The 19,993-nt window shown below is 62.0% G+C and carries 17 protein-coding genes; 4 read left to right on the top strand and 13 right to left on the bottom strand.

The features are described 5' to 3' along the window. Positions 1-19: 19 nt before the first annotated feature. Positions 20-457 carry a hypothetical protein gene (locus tag L6762_RS05935; RefSeq protein WP_237186024.1) on the top strand — a complete coding sequence of 146 codons (438 nt, stop codon included), beginning with the start codon at positions 20-22 and terminating at the stop codon, positions 455-457. A gap of 171 nt (positions 458-628) precedes the next feature. On the opposite strand, the gene guaA is transcribed toward L6762_RS05935, so the two are convergent. The 8 genes from guaA to groES all read right to left on the bottom strand — a co-directional run bounded on the left by guaA (position 629) and on the right by groES (position 11,203). Continuing rightward, positions 629-2,179: a glutamine-hydrolyzing GMP synthase gene (gene guaA, locus L6762_RS05930; RefSeq protein ID WP_237186071.1), complete on the bottom strand. Its 1,551-nt coding sequence runs from the start codon at positions 2,177-2,179 to the stop codon at positions 629-631. 114 nt (positions 2,180-2,293) lie between these two features. Then, positions 2,294-2,845, bottom strand: coding sequence for a DUF3817 domain-containing protein (locus L6762_RS05925; protein WP_237186023.1), 552 nt, complete (start codon positions 2,843-2,845; stop codon positions 2,294-2,296). Between the two features lie 71 nt (positions 2,846-2,916). Then, a complete protein-coding gene (locus L6762_RS05920) occupies positions 2,917-3,864 on the bottom strand; it encodes an SURF1 family cytochrome oxidase biogenesis protein (protein WP_237186022.1) in 948 nt (315 codons plus the stop codon). Between the two features lie 90 nt (positions 3,865-3,954). Further along, positions 3,955-5,082, bottom strand: coding sequence for a GuaB3 family IMP dehydrogenase-related protein (locus L6762_RS05915; protein ID WP_185174316.1), 1,128 nt, complete (start codon positions 5,080-5,082; stop codon positions 3,955-3,957). A 111-nt stretch (positions 5,083-5,193) separates the two neighbouring features. Next, on the bottom strand, positions 5,194-6,711 hold the full coding sequence (gene guaB, locus L6762_RS05910; protein WP_237186021.1) for an IMP dehydrogenase: 1,518 nt from the start codon (positions 6,709-6,711) through the stop codon (positions 5,194-5,196). Between the two features lie 174 nt (positions 6,712-6,885). After that, the gene (locus tag L6762_RS05905) at positions 6,886-9,051 is read right to left on the bottom strand and encodes an acyltransferase family protein (RefSeq protein ID WP_237186020.1); all 2,166 of its coding nucleotides are present in this window, start codon (positions 9,049-9,051) and stop codon (positions 6,886-6,888) included. A 213-nt stretch (positions 9,052-9,264) separates the two neighbouring features. After that, complete coding sequence (gene groL, locus L6762_RS05900; RefSeq protein WP_237186019.1) at positions 9,265-10,860, bottom strand: chaperonin GroEL; 1,596 nt, start codon at positions 10,858-10,860, stop codon at positions 9,265-9,267. A gap of 55 nt (positions 10,861-10,915) precedes the next feature. Beyond that, complete coding sequence (gene groES, locus L6762_RS05895; protein ID WP_135013045.1) at positions 10,916-11,203, bottom strand: co-chaperone GroES; 288 nt, start codon at positions 11,201-11,203, stop codon at positions 10,916-10,918. Positions 11,204-11,469: 266 nt separating this feature from the next. Between groES and L6762_RS05890 the strand changes: the two genes are divergently transcribed. The 3 genes from L6762_RS05890 (at position 11,470) to L6762_RS05880 (ending at position 15,446) form a co-directional block, all read left to right on the top strand. After that, positions 11,470-12,702, top strand: a complete 1,233-nt coding sequence (locus tag L6762_RS05890; protein ID WP_237186018.1) for an MFS transporter — start codon at positions 11,470-11,472, stop codon at positions 12,700-12,702. Between the two features lie 210 nt (positions 12,703-12,912). Continuing rightward, positions 12,913-14,193 carry a class I SAM-dependent methyltransferase gene (locus L6762_RS05885; RefSeq protein ID WP_237186017.1) on the top strand — a complete coding sequence of 427 codons (1,281 nt, stop codon included), beginning with the start codon at positions 12,913-12,915 and terminating at the stop codon, positions 14,191-14,193. A 110-nt stretch (positions 14,194-14,303) separates the two neighbouring features. After that, a complete protein-coding gene (locus L6762_RS05880) occupies positions 14,304-15,446 on the top strand; it encodes a glutamate--cysteine ligase (protein WP_237186016.1) in 1,143 nt (380 codons plus the stop codon). 52 nt (positions 15,447-15,498) lie between these two features. Here L6762_RS05880 and tsaD read toward each other — a convergent pair whose 3' ends face one another. The 5 genes from tsaD to alr form a co-directional block, all read right to left on the bottom strand. Continuing rightward, positions 15,499-16,605 carry a tRNA (adenosine(37)-N6)-threonylcarbamoyltransferase complex transferase subunit TsaD gene (gene tsaD / locus L6762_RS05875; RefSeq protein WP_237186015.1) on the bottom strand — a complete coding sequence of 369 codons (1,107 nt, stop codon included), beginning with the start codon at positions 16,603-16,605 and terminating at the stop codon, positions 15,499-15,501. After that, positions 16,595-17,122, bottom strand: a complete 528-nt coding sequence (rimI, locus tag L6762_RS05870) for a ribosomal protein S18-alanine N-acetyltransferase (RefSeq protein ID WP_237186014.1) — start codon at positions 17,120-17,122, stop codon at positions 16,595-16,597. Before rimI ends, tsaD begins: the two co-directional genes overlap by 11 nt. Continuing rightward, a complete protein-coding gene (gene tsaB / locus L6762_RS05865; protein ID WP_237186013.1) occupies positions 17,122-17,799 on the bottom strand; it encodes a tRNA (adenosine(37)-N6)-threonylcarbamoyltransferase complex dimerization subunit type 1 TsaB in 678 nt (225 codons plus the stop codon). Before tsaB ends, rimI begins: the two co-directional genes overlap by 1 nt. Before the next feature lie 174 nt (positions 17,800-17,973). Further along, positions 17,974-18,573 (bottom strand): tRNA (adenosine(37)-N6)-threonylcarbamoyltransferase complex ATPase subunit type 1 TsaE, encoded by a 600-nt coding sequence (tsaE, locus tag L6762_RS05860; protein WP_237186012.1) that lies wholly within the window; start codon positions 18,571-18,573, stop codon positions 17,974-17,976. Positions 18,574-18,576: 3 nt separating this feature from the next. Then, a complete protein-coding gene (gene alr / locus L6762_RS05855) occupies positions 18,577-19,836 on the bottom strand; it encodes an alanine racemase (protein ID WP_237186011.1) in 1,260 nt (419 codons plus the stop codon). Positions 19,837-19,993 lie beyond the last annotated feature (157 nt).

Here is a 19,993-nt window from a genome sequence, read left to right as displayed (position 1 = left end):
GTGGGTTTTTCTGATTTAGATGGTCTTTTCTGTTTTCAAGGACTTCCAGGCCCCCGTCGCCCCCGAACACGAAAACCTGGTCATGTACGCCGAACTTATTACCGAGCACGGCTTCAACCTGCGCGTCTCAGATGGCGCTGCCCTCTCAGAAGCCCCGGCGCAGGCCACCACCAACATGGAAGCCTCCTTCGTCGGCACCGCAGAGGACGTTGTGACCGCCCGCCCCTGGTTCGCTAAGCTCTCCGACGGTGCCACCAACATTCAGCCCCTCACAGCCGCCCCCCCCCTGGGGCGCCACCTTCGGTTCCCTCAGCGACAAGTACGGCATCACCTGGATCTTCAACTTCGGCGGCTAAACCACAGCCCCACGCGCAGAACAGCCCCCGCCCAATCCCCTCAACGGGGAAGGACGGGGGCTGTTCAGGTATACGAGGCCCGCAAGCGGCAGCCACGCTAAGTCAACTAAACCGCTCGCAGGCTCGCGGAATAACAAAACGAGGAGCTCACGAAGTTCGCAAGCTCCTCGCCTGAGGCCCGCAAGCGGCAGCCGCGCTAAGTCAACTAAACCGCTCGCAGGCTCGCGGAATAAACCAAATTTTTATTTCCTCGCTCGCTCGGAAAATTTGGTTTATTCCCACTCAATCGTTCCCGGAGGCTTTGAGGTCACGTCCAGAACCACTCGGTTCACCTCAGCAACCTCATTCGTAATCCGGTTAGAAATCTTCGCCAGCAGGTCATAAGGCAGGCGTGACCAGTCAGCAGTCATCGCGTCCTCAGACGACACCGGGCGCAGCACAATCGGGTGACCGTAAGTACGGCCATCACCCTGCACGCCCACGGAGCGGACGTCTGCCAACAGCACCACGGGGCACTGCCAGATCTCCTCGTCCATGCCAGCGGCAGTCAGTTCCTCGCGCACAATCAGGTCAGCAGCGCGCAGGATATCCAGGTTGTGCTTATTAACCTCACCAATCACACGGATACCCAGGCCGGGGCCGGGGAAAGGCTGACGGGCAACAATCTTCTCGGGAACACCCAGCTCACGGCCGATAGCGCGGACCTCGTCCTTAAAGAGGGTGCGCAGGGGCTCAACCAGCTCAAACTGCAGGTCATCAGGCAGACCGCCCACGTTGTGGTGGGACTTAATGTTGGCAGCGCCCTCGCCGCCGCCGGATTCAACAACATCGGGGTAGAGGGTACCCTGCACCAGGAACTTGATGTCGGTGCCCTCAGCGCCAGCCTCTTCAATCAGCTTGCGCTGGGCAGCCTCAAAGGAGCGGATGAACTCACGGCCAATAGCCTTACGCTTAGCTTCAGGCTCAGTAATACCGGCCAAAGCGCCTAAGAAACGCTCTGACTCATCGATGGTCACAACCTTGATACCCATGGTTGAGGCGTAGTCCTGCTCCACCTGCTCACGCTCGCCCTCGCGCAGCAGACCGTGGTCGATGAAGAAGCAGGTCAGCTGGTCGCCCACAGCCTTGTGAACCAGAGCTGCGGCAACAGATGAGTCAACACCGCCAGAGAGGGCGCAGATGACCTGGTCATCGCCCACCTGCTCGCGGATCTTAGCAACCTGCTCTTCGATGATGTTACCGGTAGACCAGGTCTTCTTCAGGCCAGCCACGTTGAAGAGGAAGTTCTCCAGGGCAACCTGGCCGTAGTCGGAGTGCTTGACCTCGGGGTGCCACTGCACGCCACCGAACTTACGCTTCTCATCGACGAAAGCTGCAACCGCTGCACCGGGGGTCTGGGCCAGAACCTCGAAGCCGGCAGGGGCTTCGGAGACAGAGTCACCGTGGCTCATCCAGACGTTCTGGGTCTTGGGAGTACCGGTCAAGAAAGAGGAATTCTCGGCACACACGACGGCGTCGGTTGCGCCGTATTCGCGCAGACCGGTCTTAGCGACGGTACCGCCGAGGGTCTGAGCCATGACCTGGAAACCGTAGCAGATACCGAAGACGGGCACACCGGCTTCGAACATGGCGATGTCGCCCTTGGGGGCGCCATCCTCATAGACAGATGAGGGGCCACCGGACAGGATAATGGCAGCCGGGTTCTTAGCGAGCATCTTCTCGGTAGGCATGGTGTGAGGAACCAGCTCAGAGTAGACACCGGCCTCACGCACGCGGCGCGCGATGAGCTGCGCGTACTGGGCGCCGTAGTCAACGACCAGCACGGGGCGCTCTTCGAGCTCCTCGATGGGGTTGTGGGTAGTCACAGGTATATACCTTTTCGGTTGGGGTTGAGGGGTAATCCTTGGGTTCTATTCTAGTGCAGGGAAGCGCTAGACCTAGTACCGTTTGGTGGCCTGCGGGTTGGCGGCAAGCAGTGCCAGGGTTTCTGCGTAGATGCGGCGCTCCACGATGAAGGAGAGGAAGGGAACCACACCGCCCAGGGCCATAACAATCATCTGGGGCAGGGCCCAGCGCATGAGCAGCCAGAGGCGGAAGCAGGAGACGAGGTAGAAGACGTAGAACCAACCGTGAACAATCAGGATCCCGGTGGAGATATTGACTCCCCCGTGCAGGTTGCCGGTCTCGAGGTTCAGCCAGCCCAAGGCCACGGTTTCACCGGTTTGGGCGTCTACGCCACCGGCCACCAGGTCGTAGCCGAAGATGTAACGGCTGATCATTTCGGCAACCAGTAGCAGCAAGAAGGTACCTGAAATCCAGGCGCACCACTTGTAGATGGTCAGGGCCCCGCGAATCTGGGATTCGGTTCCGCCGAATTTCTTGCGAACGGTAAAACCGCCTGCGGCGTTGGTTTCGGTGGTTCCCTCAGCGAGGGTTACTTTCTTGCCATCGGTACGGTGGACGGGGCGCGGAGTGGGGTTCTCGCTCACAGCTGGTTTCTCCCTTAGCTGGTGTGGGTGGTCGGTTTCTGGTGGGCGGACGCCGGTGGGCCAGCTAGCCCCTACCGGGCAGGTGGGGCGGGGGCGTCCTGAATATCATCAAAGTAGTAGTAGGTCTGGTCAGCCGGGTCCCAGTAGTAGGGGCAGCCGGTTTCTTCATCGACCCAGTACTGCCCCTCGTATTCGAAGTAGAGGGTAGGGTCTGTGGTTTTTTCGACTGAGTCCTTGAGCAGGCGATACCAGAGGTAGAGGGCAAAGCCTGCGAAGACCAGCCATTCTAGGGCGTAGAAGATGTTGAGCCAGTCGACGGTGTCATCGGTGACCTGCTGTGCACGAATGGGCTGTAGAGCTCCGCTGCTATCGAGCAGGGTGGCGGTCTCGGCGATAGTGCCCTGGTCGGTCAGCGGGGTGGCCCCTGTACTTTCAGAATCGAGAGTGAGAATGCCATTGAAGAGGGCGGCGTTCCAGACGTTGGTCAGGTAGGAGGAGTTGGCGGAGGCCAGCACACGATCCCTGCCCCGGTTTTCATCGCTGATGTCACGGCTGGTCAGCGGAGCATCGTTACCCACAACGCGCCCCGCGATAGTCACGGTGCCGGTAGGCTCAGCGGGGATCTCAGCGATAGGGGTCCAGGCGCGGGCCACGACGATACCGCGGGGCCCCTCCCCCAGACTGGTGCTTACCTGCTGACTATCGTCAGGAACGAAGAGGCTGACTAGCCAGTAGCCCTCGGCACCGTCCTTCAGCTTGTTTTCCACCAGGTAGGTGGATCCCGGCACATAGCTGCCGGTTGCCTCAACCACGGTGTCAACCTCAGACATGTTCAGGGCGTCATGGGCCTGAAGTACCCGACTATAGGGGCGCACCACGTCCTTAGCCGGATCTGCGGTGACCTGCCCCAGGGTAGAGGCGTTAATCTGCCACTTGCTGAGCATCACAAAACCGCTAGCCAGCGCCAGCACCAGGAGCAGGCCAAGGAGCCAGCGGGGGGTCAGGGCGGTTTTTAGCACGTTTGCTCTTTTCAGCGTGAGGTGGGCGGACGAAAGCAGGTCAGCCCCGCGCGCCTAGGAAAGCTAGGGGCACGGGGCCGGGGGCGTCATCTACTTGACGTAGGGGGTGACGTTGACGTCGATGCGCTGGAAGGACTTGAGGTCGGTGTAACCGCAGGTTGCCAGTGCTCGCTTGAGGGCGCCCACCAGATTAGCGCTACCGTCGGTGTGGGCTGAGGGGCCGTAGAGCACCTCTTCCAGGGAGCCTACGGTGCCCTGGTAGGTGCGGATACCGCGGGGGAAGTCAGCTGAGTGAGCTTCGTTGCCCCAGTACCAGCCGGCACCGGGTGCCTCGGCTGCACGGGCCAGGGGCGCGCCGATCATGACGGCGTCCGCGCCCATCGCCAGCGCCTTGACCATGTCGCCGGAGCGGCCCAGGGAGCCGTCCGCAATCACGTGCACGTAGCGGCCACCGGACTCGTCCAGGTAGTCAGAACGCGCAGCAGCGACGTCGGAAATCGCGGTGGCCATGGCAGCCTGGATGCCCAGGCCGCGACGGGTGGTCAGGGCAGCACCGCCGCCGAAACCTACCAGCACACCGGCAGCACCGGTACGCATCAGGTGCATAGCCGGGGTGTAGCCGGTCACGCCACCGACCATCACGGGGACGTCGAGTTCGTAGATGAACTTCTTGAGATCAAGGGGCTCGCGGCGGGATGAAACGTGCTGGGCAGAGACCGCAGCACCGCGAATCACGAAGAGGTCAACGCCAGCCTTAACCACGGTCTGGTAGAACTCCTGGGTGTTCTGGGGAGTCAGTGAGCCTGCGACAATGACGCCCGAGTCACGGATCTCTGCCAGGCGGGCGGTAATCAGCTCTGCCTTGATGGGCTCAGCGTAGATTTCCTGCATGCGGCGGGTGGCGGCGGGGGCATCGTCAGCGGGCAGGGCGTTGATTTCGTCGAGCAGGGGCTGGGGGTCCTCGTAGCGGGTCCACAGGCCCTCAAGGTTGAGGACGCCGAGCCCACCGAGCTTGCCCAGGGCAATGGCGGTAGCCGGTGACATCACAGAGTCCATGGGGGCACCGATGATGGGGGTGTCGAACTTGAACGCGTCAATCTGCCAGCTAAGGTTCACGTCATGGGCATCGCGGGTACGGCGGGTAGGTACCAGGGCGATTTCATCGAGTGAGTAGGTGCGGCGGGCGCGCTTGGACATACCAATCTGGATGTCGGTCATGGATCTTCCTTTCACCGGTGGTAGACCGGTTGATGCAAACGAGCGTGGTAACGTTCGGAAGCCCCGGCCCCTCACCGCAGGGGCGAGAGAACCGGGGCTGGCCGCTACAGTTTAGCGACGGTAGTTGGGGGCCTCGACAGTCATGGTGATGTCGTGGGGGTGTGATTCCTTCAGACCTGCTGAGGTAATGCGTACGAACTGGCCCTTGTTCTTGAGTTCTTCAATGGTGTGGGCACCGACGTAGAACATGGTCTGGCGCAGGCCACCTTCCAGCTGATGCAGTACGGAGGACAGGGGGCCGCGGTAGGGTACCTGGCCTTCAATGCCCTCGGGAATCAGCTTCTCTTCGGAGGATACGTCGGCCTGGAAGTAGCGGTCCTTAGAGAAAGACTTCTTGCCGCCGCGGGACTGCATAGCACCCAGGGAGCCCATGCCGCGGTAGGCCTTGAACTGCTTACCGTTGACGAAGATGAGGTCGCCGGGTGATTCAGCGGTGCCTGCCAGCAGGGAGCCCAGCATCACCGAATCCGCACCCGCCACCAGGGCCTTGCCGATTTCACCGGAGTGCTGCATGCCGCCGTCCGCAATCAGGGGAACACCGGCGGGGATAGCAGCCTTAGCTGACTCATTGATAGCGGTAATCTGGGGCACGCCAACACCGGCAATAATGCGGGTGGTGCAGATGGAGCCGGGGCCAACGCCCACCTTGACGGCGTCGGCACCTGCGTCGATGATGGCCTGGGCGCCGGCGCGGGTTGCGGCCTGGCCGCCCACAACGTCAACGTGGGCAGCAGCCGGGTCTTTCTTGAGGCGGGCAATCATGTCGAGTACGCCCTGGGAGTGACCGTTAGCTGTATCGACAAAGAGGGCGTCGACGCCCGCGTCAATCAGGGTCATAGCACGCTCGTAGCCGTCGCCAAAGAAGCCGATAGCAGCGCCAACGCGCAGGCGGCCGTCCTCGTCCTTAGTGGCGCGGGGGTACTGCTCGCTCTTGGTGAAGTCCTTGACGGTAATCAGGCCGGTGAGCTTGCCGTCCTTGTCGATCAGGGGCAGCTTCTCAATCTTGTTTTCTGCCAGCAGGGCGAAAGCTTCGTCCTTGCTCATGCCCTCGTGGCCGGTAATGAGCGGCATCTTGGTCATGATGTCGCGCACGCGGGTGGTCTCAAAGGTGGACTCGGGCAGGTAGCGGGTGTCGCGGTTAGTGATGATACCGACCAGTACGTTGTTCTCGTCCACAACGGGAAGGCCCGAAACCTTGTAGTGGCCGCACAGGGCATCGAGCTCGGCGATGGTGGCGTCGGGGCCGACAGTCACGGGGTTGGTAATCATGCCGGATTCGCTGCGCTTGACGCGGTCCACGTGGTCAGCCTGGTCAGCGATAGAAAGGTTGCGGTGGATCACGCCCATGCCGCCCAGGCGAGCCATGGCGATGGCCAGGGCGGACTCGGTGACGGTGTCCATTGCTGCCGAGATAATCGGTGAGGCGATGGAGATGCGCTTGGTCAGGCGGGTGGTGGTGTCTGCATCTGACGGGATGACGTCGGTGTTGCCGGGCAGGAGCAGCACGTCATCGTAGGTGAGGCCGGTGAAGCCGAAGGGGTCTTCGCTCAGTGCAGTGGGAGTAGTCATGAAGGGTTCGCTACCTTTCGAGGGTATTCAGGTGGGCGCTTAGCGACACTGGTTTTAATCTTAGTCGGGTTAGCCCCGATGCGCGAGCGTAGGGCCCGGGCAGCTACCTGTCGCTTGCTCACATCAGGGGTTTCGTCCCTGTTCGTACTGGGTGAAACCCCTCCCCCGCCGTTTCTATTCCACAGCCTCGTAGGGGGCGCTTCCGGCAGGTATTACTTGGCTATGTGCCTGCGAGCTAGCATCAGCTTTGCCCAGGGCTTCGAGCACGCGCGGGTCGAAGTAGGGGCCCAGGGTTTCGATATAGGTTGCGGTGATGTGGTCGTAGTCGAAGTAGGTGTAGATATTACCGATGGACGCCGGGCAGGCGTTCTCGGGGCAAATCAGGTCAGAGAGGTTGAGGGCAGCAAAACCCGGGTAGGTTTCTTCGAGGGAGCTGAGGGGGCTGGCGGTGACGTCCTGGCCGGGGCTCATGACGCAGTCGTCCGCCGTGCCGAAGGCGTCCATGCAGTCCTTGTGCATGGTTTCCATGCGCGGAGTGTCGCGCAGGCCCAGCACCTGGATGCCAGCGCCGGTAAGTTCCGCGATACGGCTTTCAGCATCGAGTAGAGGGGTGTCGGGCAGGTTGGGTTCTGACTTGGTGCCGTGCAGCAGGACGGTATCGGGGGCAAGGTCCTGGATGAAGGCAGCGCTGTCTGCTGCCCAGGTATCGCACTCAAACCCGCTGGCGTAGGCGGTGTTGTCGGTTTCACCGAGGAAGCAGCCGGGGCGGGTCAGGGCGATGACCGTCCAGCCCTGGGATTCGGCGAGCGGACGCATGGCCGTCATCCACATCTGCATGTGGGAGTTGCCCCAGGCCACGATGGTTCGGCTGGGTTGGGGTGAGTAGGCGACGTAGGTGCAATCCCCGGCAAGAGAATCGGGAACGGCCAGCTCGGGGGTCACATCGGTGCAGGCTGTGCCCAGGTCAGCCCAATCCGCATCGAGCACCGCACGGACGGGGATCACAGGGGCGTCCTCTTCCCCCGCGTACTCGTAATCCGGCTGGAGGACGGCGGCCCCCACATTATTGAGGGTGCGGTTTGCCTCTGCCTGCTCAGCCTGCCGGTAGATGGAGGACTGCCAGGCGTAGGAGGGAGCAAGAGCAAGACCCACGCACACCGCACCAGTGACCAGACCCGCAAACACAGACCGGTTGGGTAGCGCCCAGTCTCGCAGGGGCTTTTCGACCAGCTGGGTTAGAGCCCAGGCCAGCACACCCGACAGAAGAAGCAGGCCAAGCCCAGCCCAGAAACCCGCCTTTTCCTGACGGGTCTGCGCCAGGTAAAAGACGAGAATCGGCCAGTGCACCAAATAGAGGGCATAGGAAAAACCGCCCAGGGCCAGCAGGGGCTTAGCCGTCAGCAGTTTCTCGGGTCCGAAGCGGGTGCCGGTGTCTCCCGCAATAATGACGAGCGAAGCTGCCAGGGTGGGCCACAAGGCTACGTAGCCGGGGAAAGTACCGTTAACGTCCAGCACGAAACCGCAGGCAACGATAGCAGCAATACCTGCCCACCCCAGAACCGCGCGTACAAGCGGGGGGAGTTTCAGGACCGGCAACCAGAGGGCTACTAGAGAGCCCAGCGCGAATTCCCAGAGGCGAGCCTCGGTTTCAAAGTAGGCGGCCTGCTGGTTGGTCGCGGTGATCTCAATTGAGTGGGTCAGCGACACCGCAAAAAGGGCAGCAAAAGCGCCGGTGAGAGCCCAGCGGGCTGACCCCCTCATGCGCTTACCCAGCAGAAGGGCCAGTGCCACCATCAGCAGGGGCCACAGCACATAAATCTGCCCCTGGACCGACAGGGACCAAAAATGCCGGAAGGGTGAGGCCAGCGAGGTGTCGGTAGCGTAGTAGTCCACGGCGTTTTCAATCGACCAGTTATTGTGCTGGTACAGAATCACGGCCTTGGCCTCGTCAGCTATCGAGAGCCAGCGCTCAGCCGGGATAAAGAAATAGGTACCTAACAAAGTGAGTGCCACGGTGAGAGATGCCAGGGGCAGCAGACGCTTAAAGACGTGCACCCAATAAGCTAGCAGGGTTTTTAGACCGAACCAGGTGTCCGGCCCTACCAGCTTGCCCTGCTCAATCTTGCGAGCAAAAGAGCCGGTCAACAAAAACGCTGAAATCAACAGGAAGACATCGACACCGCCCGATACACGACCAAACCAGAAGTGGTAGGCGGCAACCAGCAGGAGGGCGAGCGCACGCAGCCCCTGAATCTCGGGGCGCCAGGCACGTTCTGCTGAACGAGTGACGGTTGCGATGGTGCCGGTGGCTGGTGTGGGCTCGGCTGCGGGGCGGGGCACTGCGGTCTACCTCCTTTGCTGACGGTTATCTGGTGCCAGAACACCGGTTACTGAGGGGTAACGGGCAGGAAGACACCAAGTTAAAAATGTTACTCCCGGCGACTGAAAATTTGCTTTAAAAAGCAAATCCCGCCCTTACGGTGTTAGTCACTGCAAGAGCGGGATCTGCTGTACCCGAAAGGGGCTCCGGGTAAGGAGCCTTGGAGCGGAGCCTTACTTGGCTTCGTCCTCGTCCTTTTCCTCGGGCTTTTCGACAACAAGGGTCTCGGTAGTCAGCACCAGGGCAGCGATGGAGGCTGCGTTTTCCAGGGCTGAGCGGGTGACCTTGACAGGGTCGATGACGCCGCGGGCGATGAGGTCCTCGTATTCACCGGTTGCGGCGTTGAAGCCGTGGCCGATGGGCATATCTGCCACACGGGAGGTGACCACGTAGCCGTCCTCGCCGGCGTTCTCCGCGATCCAGCGCAGGGGCTGGACCAGGGCGCGGCGGACGATGTCTACACCCACCTGGGCATCGCGGGATTCGAGCTCAACGCCGTCCAGGGCTGCCAGAGCGTGAACCAGGGCGGTACCGCCACCTGCGACGATGCCCTCTTCGAGTGCTGCGCGGGTGGAGGACACGGCGTCCTCGATGCGGTGCTTGCGTTCCTTGGCCTCAACCTCGGTAGCAGCACCCACCTTGATGACGCCCACGCCACCGGCCAGCTTGGCCAGGCGTTCCTTGAGCTTTTCGCGGTCCCACTCGGAGTCCACGCGCTCAATTTCGGCGCGGAGCTGGTCAACGCGCTCAGCAACAGCCTCAGAAGTACCGCCACCATCAACGATGGTGGTGTTGTTCTTGGTGACGGTCACGCGGCGGGCTGAACCGAGCTGATCCAGGGTGACGGCATCCAGGGAAATACCCAGTTCACCGGTAATAACGGTGCCGCCGGTCAGGATAGCCAGGTCCTGGAAGATTGCCTTACGGCGGTCACCAAAACCGGGTGCCTTCAGGGCAACAACATCGAGGTTGCCGCGCAGCTTGTTAACGACCAGGGTGGAGAGGGCTTCGCCGTCCACGTCCTCAGCGATGATGGTCAGGGACTTCTTAGCCTGAACGATCTTCTCGAGCACGGGCATAATCTCAGCCACGGTTGAAATCTTGCCCTGGTAGAGCAGAATGGCGGTGTTCTCGAGAACAGCCTCAGCACGCTCCGGGTCGGTGACAAAGGAGGGTGAGAGGTAGCCCTTATCGAACTGCATACCCTCGGTTACTTCGAGCTCAATCTCGGTGGTGGAGCCGTCCTCGATAGTGATAACGCCGTCCTGGCCTACCTTACTGAAGGCCTCAGAGAGCAGCTCACCAATCTGAGGTGACTGGGCAGAAATAGCTGCTACGTGAGCAACCTCTTCGCCGGTTACCTCGCGGGCGTTAGCCAGCAGGCGCTCTGACACCAGCTTGGTAGCGGTCTCGATGCCGCGCTTGACCTCACCGGGGGCAGCGCCCGAGGTGACATTACGCAGGCCCTCAGAAACCAGAGCCTGGGCCAGGACGGTTGCGGTGGTGGTACCGTCGCCAGCAACATCGTTGGTCTTGGTAGCTACTTCCTTAGCGAGCTGGGCACCCAGGTTTTCGTAGGGGTTTTCCAGTTCAATCTCGCGGGCGATAGATACACCGTCGTTGGTAATGATGGGTGCGCCCCACTGCTTATCAAGCACCACATTACGGCCGCGGGGGCCCAGGGTCACCTTGACAGCGTTAGCAAGCTTATCAACGCCTGCCTGCAGGTGCTTACGCGCATCATCATTGAATTCAAGCTGTTTTGCCATGAATCCTTACTTCTTTCTCGTGTTTCGTGTTGTATTCGGTAGAAACAGCGAAAACTTAGGAAACGACAGCCAGTACGTCGCGGGCTGACAGAATCAGGTACTCAGCGCCACCGTACTTAACCTCGGTGCCACCGTACTTGGAGAAGATAACGACATCGCCTTCAGCTACGTCAACGGGGATGCGGTTGCCCTTGTCGTCGATGCGGCCGGGGCCAACAGCAATAACCTTAGCCTCCTGGGGCTTTTCCTTAGCGGTATCGGGGATGACCAGACCTGATGCGGTGGTCTGCTCTGCTTCAACGATCTGAACGACAATGCGGTCTTCGAGGGGCTTGATAGCCATGATGAGGTACTCCTTCAAGTGAGGTCTCAGCGTAAAACTTATGGGGTGACCGTGGGGCACTAAGGCGGCTATACCCGGTATCGTCGCGGTGCTACCGGTTGCCGATTTAGCACTGTTAGCGGTCAAGTGCTAACTAAAACTTTATTCCCCTCACCCCCTACGGGCAAGATAAGGCGCCGGTTTCGCAGACAGCGCACCACCAGCATCACCACTGATGTGCAATAAAATACAGGTTGAAAGCCCCAAACCCGGCAGAAAGGCAAAACATGCTCAAACTCATCTTCTGGCCGGTACTCGTCCCCTCCTTCCTCTTCGCAGCCGGCTTCGGGGCCGTCGTCCCCATCCAAATCATTGCAGCTATCAGGCTAGGAGCCTCACCCGAACTCGCCTCCCTGCTGGTAGCCGCCGCGGGCGTCCTCGCCCTCATCTGCACCGTCCCGGTAGGTGCAGGCATCGACCGTGTAGGCGACAAACGAGCCATGACCTGGGCAACCCTCAGTGCCGCTGGAGCCCTCACCCTTTCAGCCCTCTCCCTCGCCCTACCCCTGGCAGGGGCTCTATGGCTCTACTTTTTCGCCCACGTCGCCCGCGTACCAGCCACCGTCGCCTGGGGGCTCGCCCGACAAGCCGTACTAGCAGAAACTGTCGCTGCCCAAGACCGCGGCAAAGCCATGACCGCCCTCGGCGGCGCCCAACGAGCAGGCGCCCTCGCCGGGCCCCTCGCCTCAGCCCTCCTCCTTCTCTGGCTCCCCCTCTGGACAGTCTTCCTCTTCGCCCTCGCCCTCGTCGTCGCAGCCACCCTCTGCCTGCGCATCCGCAAACTCAACCAGCGCTTCGACACCGCCACCAGCACAGCCCGCTCAAACCGCACCGAAGAAGACCTCGCCCTAGCCGTCCGCTGGCCCGCCGTCTGGGTCGCAGGCCTCGGCATCATCACCCTCGCCATGAGCCGAGTAACTCAACCCATCGTTGCAGCCCTCTGGGGCCTGCACCTAGGGTGGAGCGATTCCCAGATCGCCCTAGCCATCGCCCTGGGATCAGCCCTCGAAATGGTCCTCATGGTTCCCGGAGGCTACCTCAAAGACCGAGTAGGACGCTCCGCCGTCCTCGCCCTCTGCCTCAGCATCTTCGGCGCCGGCTTCATCCTCGTACCCCTACTACCCACCAGCGCCGGCTTCATCGCGGGTCTTGCCCTCATGGCCATCGGCAACGGCTTCGGCGCCGGCATCAACATGACCATCGGCGCCGACCTCTCCCCCAACATCGGACGCGCCAAATTCCTCTCCATCTGGTCCATGTTCTCCCAGGTCGCCATCGTCGCAGGGCCCCTGGCAGTCTCTGGCATCATGCTGATCTCTTCACTCCCAGTGGCCTTTACCGTCATCGGCTCTAGCGCCCTGGGCGGAGCTGTCTGGGCGCTTGCCACCCAGCCCATCACAAAGCTGCCTACAGGGAGAATGGCAGATAAGGGACAGGACGAAGCGCGTTCTGGAACTTAATTGGTTGGGGACGGGGCGGGGTAGACCCGCTTGCGCCGACTGACCCTCTCGGGCTCGCCCTGGAGGGCTCGCCCGATTCACGCCAGACCCAGCCAGTCGGCTTTCAGCGGGTCTTCCCCTGCCCTCTCGCTCGCTCGATTCACGCCAGCCCCAGCCAGTCGGCTTTCAGCGGCTCTCCCCCGCCCCTGCTTACCCCTTAAACTTAGGTGCATGACTTCTTTCCCCCGCGCCGGCACCCACCCTTTCTCAGCTGACCAGCTAGCAACCCTTGACCAGCTCGTCCCCTACAACCCCGCTGACTCCCTGCAGGCGGTCTCCAGGCTCCGGGCTCGGGGCATCAGCGCCGAGGACTCATCAGCCCTGCTGACCCAGGCCCGTCTTCGCACGCTGGGGGTTACCAAGTTCGGGGAAGAAGCCTCGCACATGCTTTTCACCGAGGCCGGCTATGAGCAGGCAACCCGCGCCGCCGTCGCCAACCACCACGCCGCCCGCTTCGTCGAGGCCGGACTCAACTCAGTTGCTGATTTAGGCTGCGGCCTGGGGGCAGACTCCCTCGCCTTTGCCCGCGCAGGGTTAGCGGTGACGTCCGTTGAGCTTGACCCCGCTACAGCAGCCCTCACCGCCCACAATCTCTCCCCCTACCCGTCCGCCCAGGTACTCGTGGGCAATGTGGAAGACATTGAGCTCGAAAAACTCACCACCGTAACCGGCGAGCGCGTCTCTGCTCTCTGGCTGGACCCGGCCCGCCGCGAGGTGGAGGGCGGTTCAACGACCTCCCGGATCTTTGATCCCGAGGCTTTCTCCCCTCCTTTCTCCTTCTTAGAGAAGTTGGCGGCAACGGGCATCCCCATGGGAGTCAAGCTGGGGCCTGCCCTACCCCACGAGGCGATACCGAGCGGGGTGGAGGCTGAGTGGGTCAGTCACGGCGGCTCCGTAGTGGAGGTGGTGCTCTGGTTCAATGCCCTGGCCCGCCCCGGGGTTGCTCGCTCAGCTACCGTGCTGGGGGCGGACGCCGTCACCCGGCAGGTCCTGGGCGGGATTACTTCCCCGCTGACAGCGTCAGCCGATGGGGAGCCGCTTGAGGTAACTGACCTGGGCGCCTACCTGATTGAGCCCGACGGGGCGGTGGTCCGCTCCCACCTGGTGGAAGACTTCGCCCGAGCGATTGGGGCTACCCTGCTTGATGAAAATATCGCCTACCTAACCTCAGACTCCCCCGCCCCTAGCCCGCTAGGCCGGGCCTACCGCGTCCTGGGTACCATGCCCCTCAACGAGAAAAAATTGCGCCGCTGGGTCAAAGAGCAGGGTATTACCACCCTGACCGTCAAAAAGCGGGGAGTCGATGTGATTCCCGAAAAGCTCCGGGCCACCCTACTCGCCGGGGTGAAAAAGAAAAAGGGGACGGCTGGCCGCGAAGCCACCCTGATTCTGACCCGTCTGGGCGAGGGCGCAGCCTCCCAGCGCCTGGCCATCTGGGCCGAACCGGCCTAGTTTATTACGTCTATCTCACCAGTAGCGTCATAGAGTGAGCCGGATTCTTCTGCGCTAGCCCCTGCCCCTAAGATAGAACCAGCACCGCACCGAGACCCTGGAGCCAGCGCATGATTTTTCACCCCTCAGACCAGTCCACGATTGGTGTGGAATGGGAGGTCGCCCTCGTCGACCCCGAAACCCGCGAACTGGCATCCCGTGCAGACGAAGTGCTAGCACTACTGCAAGAACAGCACCCGCAGGTTCTTGAAGCAGCCCCTGACCGGGCCCATATCACCGGCGAATTTTTGAATAATACCGTTGAGCTTGTCACCGGCATCTGCCGAACCCCGGCGGAGGCCGCCGACCAGCTCACCCAGGCCACCGGCGTCCTGAAAGACATCACCAACCAGCTGGGCCTAGCCTTCTTCTCAGCCGGAACCCACCCCTTCTCCCGAGCCCTGGACCAAAAAGTCGTTGATAAGGATCGCTACCTGCGGGTGCTCGACCGCTCCCAGTTCTGGGGCCGCCGCCAAATCATCTACGGGGTACACGTGCACACCGGGGTCACTTCTCGAGATAAAGCCCTGCCGGTACTCAACGGGCTCACCAACTTCTACCCCCACCTACTGGCCCTATCAGCCTCCTCCCCCTTCTGGGAAGGGGAAGATACCGGGTTCGCCTCCCAACGGGCCCAGATTTTCCAGCAGCTACCCACCTCTGGCCTGCCCTTCACCTTCGAACGCTGGGAAGACTACGAGGACTACCTCAACGACCTGGTAGTCACCGGCGTCATCGACGACCCCAGCGAAAACCGGTGGGACGTCCGCCCCGTACCCAAATACGGCACGGTAGAAATGCGGGCCTACGACGGTCTGGCCTCTATTCGTGACATCACGGCCCTGACCGCCTTTACCCAGTGCCTGGTGGAATGGTTCTCCCGCCAGCTCGATGCGGGCAAGCGAATTGAGCCCCTCAAACCCTGGCACGTGCAAGAGAACAAGTGGCGGGCTGCCCGCTACGGCACCGAGGCCATCGTCATTCTCGATAACCAGAACACCGAGCGCCTGGTCACCGAAGACACCCTGGGGCTCTTGAACAAGCTAGAAGATATCGCTGCTGACCTGGGATGCTCTACTGAACTGGCTGATGTGGAGCGTATCTGCCTGGCCGGGGCTGGCTATCAGCGTCAGCGCCGAGTTGCTGCCGAAAACGACGGCAACCTGCAGGCGGTAGTGGACGATCTAACGACCCAGGCCATCGAGGGGCTGTAAGTCTCTCTCCAGCCCCTCGCCCGCACCTGCGTGCTTGCCTACCTACCCCCGTTTAGAGGGAAATTTTAGTGACGGGCAAGGAAGAATCTGCCGTAAAGTCGATGCCTGATGGGCTCCGCCCCTCTGACACCAGGCGGGCTCCCAGGGCCGCCACCATAGCCCCGTTATCGGTGCAGAGGCTCAGCTGGGGAATGACCAGCTTAATGCCGTGTTCGGCACAGCGCTGGGCGGTCAGCTGACGCAGGCGCGAGTTTGCGGCTACTCCCCCGCCCAACAGCAGGGTGGTGATACCGCGCTCGGTACAGGCCAGCATGGCTTTCTTAGTAATCACATCGACCACAGCCTCCTGGAAAGAGGCGGCAATATCAGCAACCGGTACTTCTTCGCCTCGGGCTTCAAAGCCTTCAACGACGCGGGCAACCGCGGTTTTCAGACCCGAGAAGGAAAAATCGTAGCGGTGGGGACCGGGTTCCTCGGCGGTGCCCATGAACTTGCGGGTTGATAGGCCGCGAGGGAAGGCAAAAGCTGCCCCGTTGCCGTCCGCAGCCGCCCGGTCAATCACCGGCCCACCCGGGTAAGGCAGACCCAGCAGACGGGCTACCTTGTCGTAGGCTTCACCGGCTGCATCGTCCAGGGTAGCCCCCAGCAGCTCAACATCGCCGGTAATATCGCGCACGGCCAGAATTTCCGTGTGCCCGCCAGAGACCAGCAGAGCCCCGATTCCTTCGCTGGGCAAGCCGTCAAGGAAGTCAGCCGTATGCCCCTCAATACCGCAGTCATCGAGCAGACCAACCCCCACATGGGCTACCAGGTGGTTGATCCCGTAGAGGGGCTTGCCGGTGGCAGTTGCCAGAGCCTTGGCGGCAGAGACGCCAACCATGAGGGCACCGGCCAGCCCGGGACCTGCGGTCACGGCGATAGCGTCCAGATCATCCAAGCTCACCTGGGCTTCGTCCAGGGCAGCTTGGAGGGCAGGGACCATAGCGTCCAGGTGGGCGCGGGAGGCAATTTCGGGAATCACACCGCCGAAGCGCACATGCTCATTCATGGAGGACGAGACGGTATTGGTCAGCAGAGTGGAACCCCGCACAATGCCGATGCCGGTTTCATCACAGGAGGATTCAATGCCCAGTACCAGGGGTTCGGTCTTAGCGGTCATGGCTGGTTTCTCCTTGTACAGGGGTCATCTCGGTCAGGTCGCGGCGCATAATGAGGGCATCGACCCCGTCATTGTAGTAGCGGCGGCGCACATGAATCTGCTGGTAGCCGTTTTTCAGGTAGAGGTCTTGGGCCCGGGGGTTATCGGCACGTACTTCCAACAGCATCTGTTCGGCACCCCGGGCAGCCGCTTCGCGGGCCAGAAAATCCAGCAGAGCCCGCCCGTAGCCACGGCCCTCGTAGGCGGGGGCAACAGCGATGGTTTGTACGTCGGCGGTGTCGGCTACGCTCATGAGCCCGGCATAGCCGATAACCTGCGGGCCGGTTTCTGTAGGGATTTCCAGGACGACATATCCCCGGGTTTCGTGGGTGATTTCGGCAAGGAACATGTCCAGGGGCCAGGCGTCGGCCGGGAAGAGGTCGAGTTCTAGGGTATGGACGGCTGGGACATCGTGCAGGGTCATTTCCCTGGCTTGGGCTCCGTCGGCCAGACCCGTGGGGAGGTCAGTCAGTAGCATTAGGCGCTGGCCTTCTTACGGGCGGCCGGCACCTTGGCATCGGATTCGCGCAGGTAGAGGGCGCTCGTATCGGCGCTGAGGTTGGTCAGGCCCAGGCGGGCAGCGGCTGCCAGCAGGGCGGCGGCGTCCGGCTGGGTATGCTCAAAGCCGGGCTGGGCATCCAGGGACTCCGGGTAAAGGGAGGTGCCAAAACCGTAGGCTGGCAGGTCGGGAACCTCGCTGGCCGGGCCGACGGTGGGGCCGCTCTCCAACTGGTAGCCGCTCTCGGTTAGTTCATAGACAGCCGAGTATATTTCCTTGCGGCGGGCATCTGAGGCGACAAGAAAACGGGTATGACCGGACGCCCGCGCGGTACCTTCAGCGAGTTCGGCGAGGGCGGTAAGACTCATGATTCCGTAGAGGGGCTTGTTCCAAGCAAAAGCTAGGGAACGAGCGGTGACGATGCCGGCGCGCAGACCGGTAAAGGGCCCAGGACCGGTACCTGTTATTACAGCGTCAATGTCTTGGCCTGTTACTCCGGCTTCAGCCAATACCTCGGTGACGAAGGGAGCCATCACTTCGGCGTGAGAGCGGGTGTCTTCGGTTGACCGTGAAGCGAGCAGGGTTAGGGTCTGCCCGTCCAGGCGCCCCAGGGCGACAGAAGCAATAGCGGATGAATCAAGAGCAAGAATAAGCACCCCACCAGTCTAGCGTGTTTAGGCTCGGAGACTATGTGATAGGTATTTCCTGAAGCACCGCGGGCTCGCAGCGAAGCTGCTGGCTCGGCGGCTGGCGTGAATCGCATTGTGAGCGAAGCGAACCATGCGAGAGGGTCGGCAGCGAGCGCGAGCCCGCGGTGTTCCCAAAAGCCCCTATGCGCCCTCCGCCCCGCTACCGCTCAGCTTCTCTACCATCTCATCCCAAGCATTTTCCCAGCGGGGTCCGCTTCCGATGAGGCGGAGGCGGCGTGGTTCGGGGGCTCCGTCGTCCTCGTCTTCTTCTTCCCAACTGCCGGGGGCGTAGAGGGCGTAGGGGTCGGTCTCGGCTAGGTCTGCGCCTGTCACTCGGGTAAATTCCAGATCGAGAATAGATTCTGAGAGGTGTTCGGCTTTGTCGCGGCCCCATTCGATGACGGTGACTGACAGGTCGAGGGAGTATTCCAGGTCGAGGTCATCGAGTTCTTCTGAGCTGGCGAGTCGGTAGGCATCAACGTGGACGAGGTCGGGCCCGCCGGGGCGGGGGCCGTCGGGCAGGTTGGGGTGGACGCGGGAGAGGACGAAGGTGGGTGAGATAACGCCTTCACGCACCCCGAGCCCTTCGCCGAGGGAGCGGGTGAAGGTGGTTTTGCCGGATCCCAGTTCGCCGGTGAGAATCAGGACGTCGCCCGCGGTGAGGAGGGGGGCTAGGGCCAGGGCGATAGCGCGGGTGTGCTCGGGGCCGGTAATTTCGAGGTCAAGGACGCGGTCGGTCACGGTTTACTGCTCGCTTTCGGTGTCTCGCTGGCGCCAGGATCCGCCGACGCTGATGCGGGTGACGCGCGGGGATATGCGGGTGACGATTTCGTAGTTAATCGTTCCGGAGGCTTCTGCCCAGTCGGTGACAGGCGGGTTGTCGCCGGTTCCGAAGAGGACGGCGGGGGCACCCAGGAAGCCCGCTGCGGGGTCAGCCAAACCGGGTTCACCGAGGTCTACGACCAGCTGGTCCATGGCAATTCGTCCCACTGCCCGGTAGGTTCGGGCAGGGCCGGATGCCGGGTAAATACGGACCGGCCCGCCGGTTGCGACTCGGGGAACGCCGTCCGCGTAGCCGACCGGTACCAGGGCCAGGGTCGTGGGTTTGTCGGTCACGTAGTTGAGGCCGTAGGAGACGCCTTGGCCTGCGGGGACTTCCTTGACGGCGTTGATGAAGGTTTGCAGGTGCATGACCGGCTTGAGTCCCAGGTCTGCTGGGGTCTGCCCGGGCAGGGGGGAAAGCCCGTAGAGACCGAGACCCACCCGGACGGCGTCCCGTAGCAGTCCTTCTTCAGCGCCGACGGACGCCGCGCTGAAGGTCGCGGGAGTATTAGCAAGGTGGCGCAGGGTCGGGCGCAGGCCGGCAGAACGCAGGATGTCTAGTGCCCGGTCGAAGGTCTGGGACTGTTCGGCTGTTTCGGTACGTTTTGGTTCGTCAGCTACTGCCAGGTGGGAGAATACCCCGACCACCTGCAGTACCCCGTCCTCTTCGAGCTGGCGGGCAGCGGCGGCGAGCGCCGGTAGTTCGCCCATGGTCACGCCGTTGCGGCCTAGTCCGGTATCTACTTTGAGGTGAACCTTGACCGGCTCTTGCTGCCCGCTGTCACGGTGGGCGGTTGCGATGGCGTCAAGTTCCCAGGTGCTTGAGACTCCCAGTTCGAGGTTGTCCGTGAGGGCTTGGGCAAAGTCGGTTCGGGGGGTGTGGAGCCAGGCGATAATGGGGGCTGTAACGCCACCGGCTCGGAGGGCGCGGGCTTCTGTGACGTGGACTACGCCCAGGTAGTCAGCACCTACCGCCACCGCCGACCGGGCTACGTCGAGGGCCCCGTGCCCGTAGGCGTCCGCTTTGACCACGGCGATGAGGGCGCGCTGGCCGATGAGGGTTTTGATGCGCCGGACGTTATGTTCGACGGCGTCCAGGTCGATGACGGCGAGGCGTTCTGCGTCTGTGGGGGCGTCAAGGGGCACGAAGCCGTGGGCGCGGTAGAGGCTGTCGATAGACACGGTGTCCTCCTTGGGCGTAGGGTCTTTTCTTCTCTAGCTTAGTTGAGTTTGCCGGTAGCGCACCTGCGCTGACGTCTACGGGGTGCGGGCAGATGTGGCAGGGGTAGAGTAGAGATGTGAGTTTTTCTTTTCCGCTACACCTGCATATCTTTTCGCT

The sequence above is a fragment of the Rothia nasimurium genome (assembly GCF_928381705.1).
GTDB lineage: Bacteria > Actinomycetota > Actinomycetes > Actinomycetales > Micrococcaceae > Rothia > Rothia nasimurium_G.
The sequence above is the reverse complement of the archived record's forward strand: the minus strand, read 5'-3'. Positions and strand labels throughout refer to the sequence as shown.

Bases quoted from the DNA above. Each gene is read 5' to 3' on its own strand.
- L6762_RS05935 (WP_237186024.1), top strand. From the start codon at position 20: ATGGTCTTTTCTGTTTTCAAGGACTTCCAGGCCCCCGTCGCCCCCGAA.
- L6762_RS05915 (WP_185174316.1), bottom strand. From the start codon at position 5,082: ATGACCGACATCCAGATTGGTATGTCCAAGCGCGCCCGCCGCACCTAC.
- guaB (WP_237186021.1), bottom strand. From the start codon at position 6,711: ATGACTACTCCCACTGCACTGAGCGAAGACCCCTTCGGCTTCACCGGC.
- groL (WP_237186019.1), bottom strand. From the start codon at position 10,860: ATGGCAAAACAGCTTGAATTCAATGATGATGCGCGTAAGCACCTGCAG.
- groES (WP_135013045.1), bottom strand. From the start codon at position 11,203: ATGGCTATCAAGCCCCTCGAAGACCGCATTGTCGTTCAGATCGTTGAA.
- L6762_RS05890 (WP_237186018.1), top strand. From the start codon at position 11,470: ATGCTCAAACTCATCTTCTGGCCGGTACTCGTCCCCTCCTTCCTCTTC.
- L6762_RS05885 (WP_237186017.1), top strand. From the start codon at position 12,913: ATGACTTCTTTCCCCCGCGCCGGCACCCACCCTTTCTCAGCTGACCAG.
- L6762_RS05880 (WP_237186016.1), top strand. From the start codon at position 14,304: ATGATTTTTCACCCCTCAGACCAGTCCACGATTGGTGTGGAATGGGAG.
- tsaD (WP_237186015.1), bottom strand. From the start codon at position 16,605: ATGACCGCTAAGACCGAACCCCTGGTACTGGGCATTGAATCCTCCTGT.
- rimI (WP_237186014.1), bottom strand. From the start codon at position 17,122: ATGCTACTGACTGACCTCCCCACGGGTCTGGCCGACGGAGCCCAAGCC.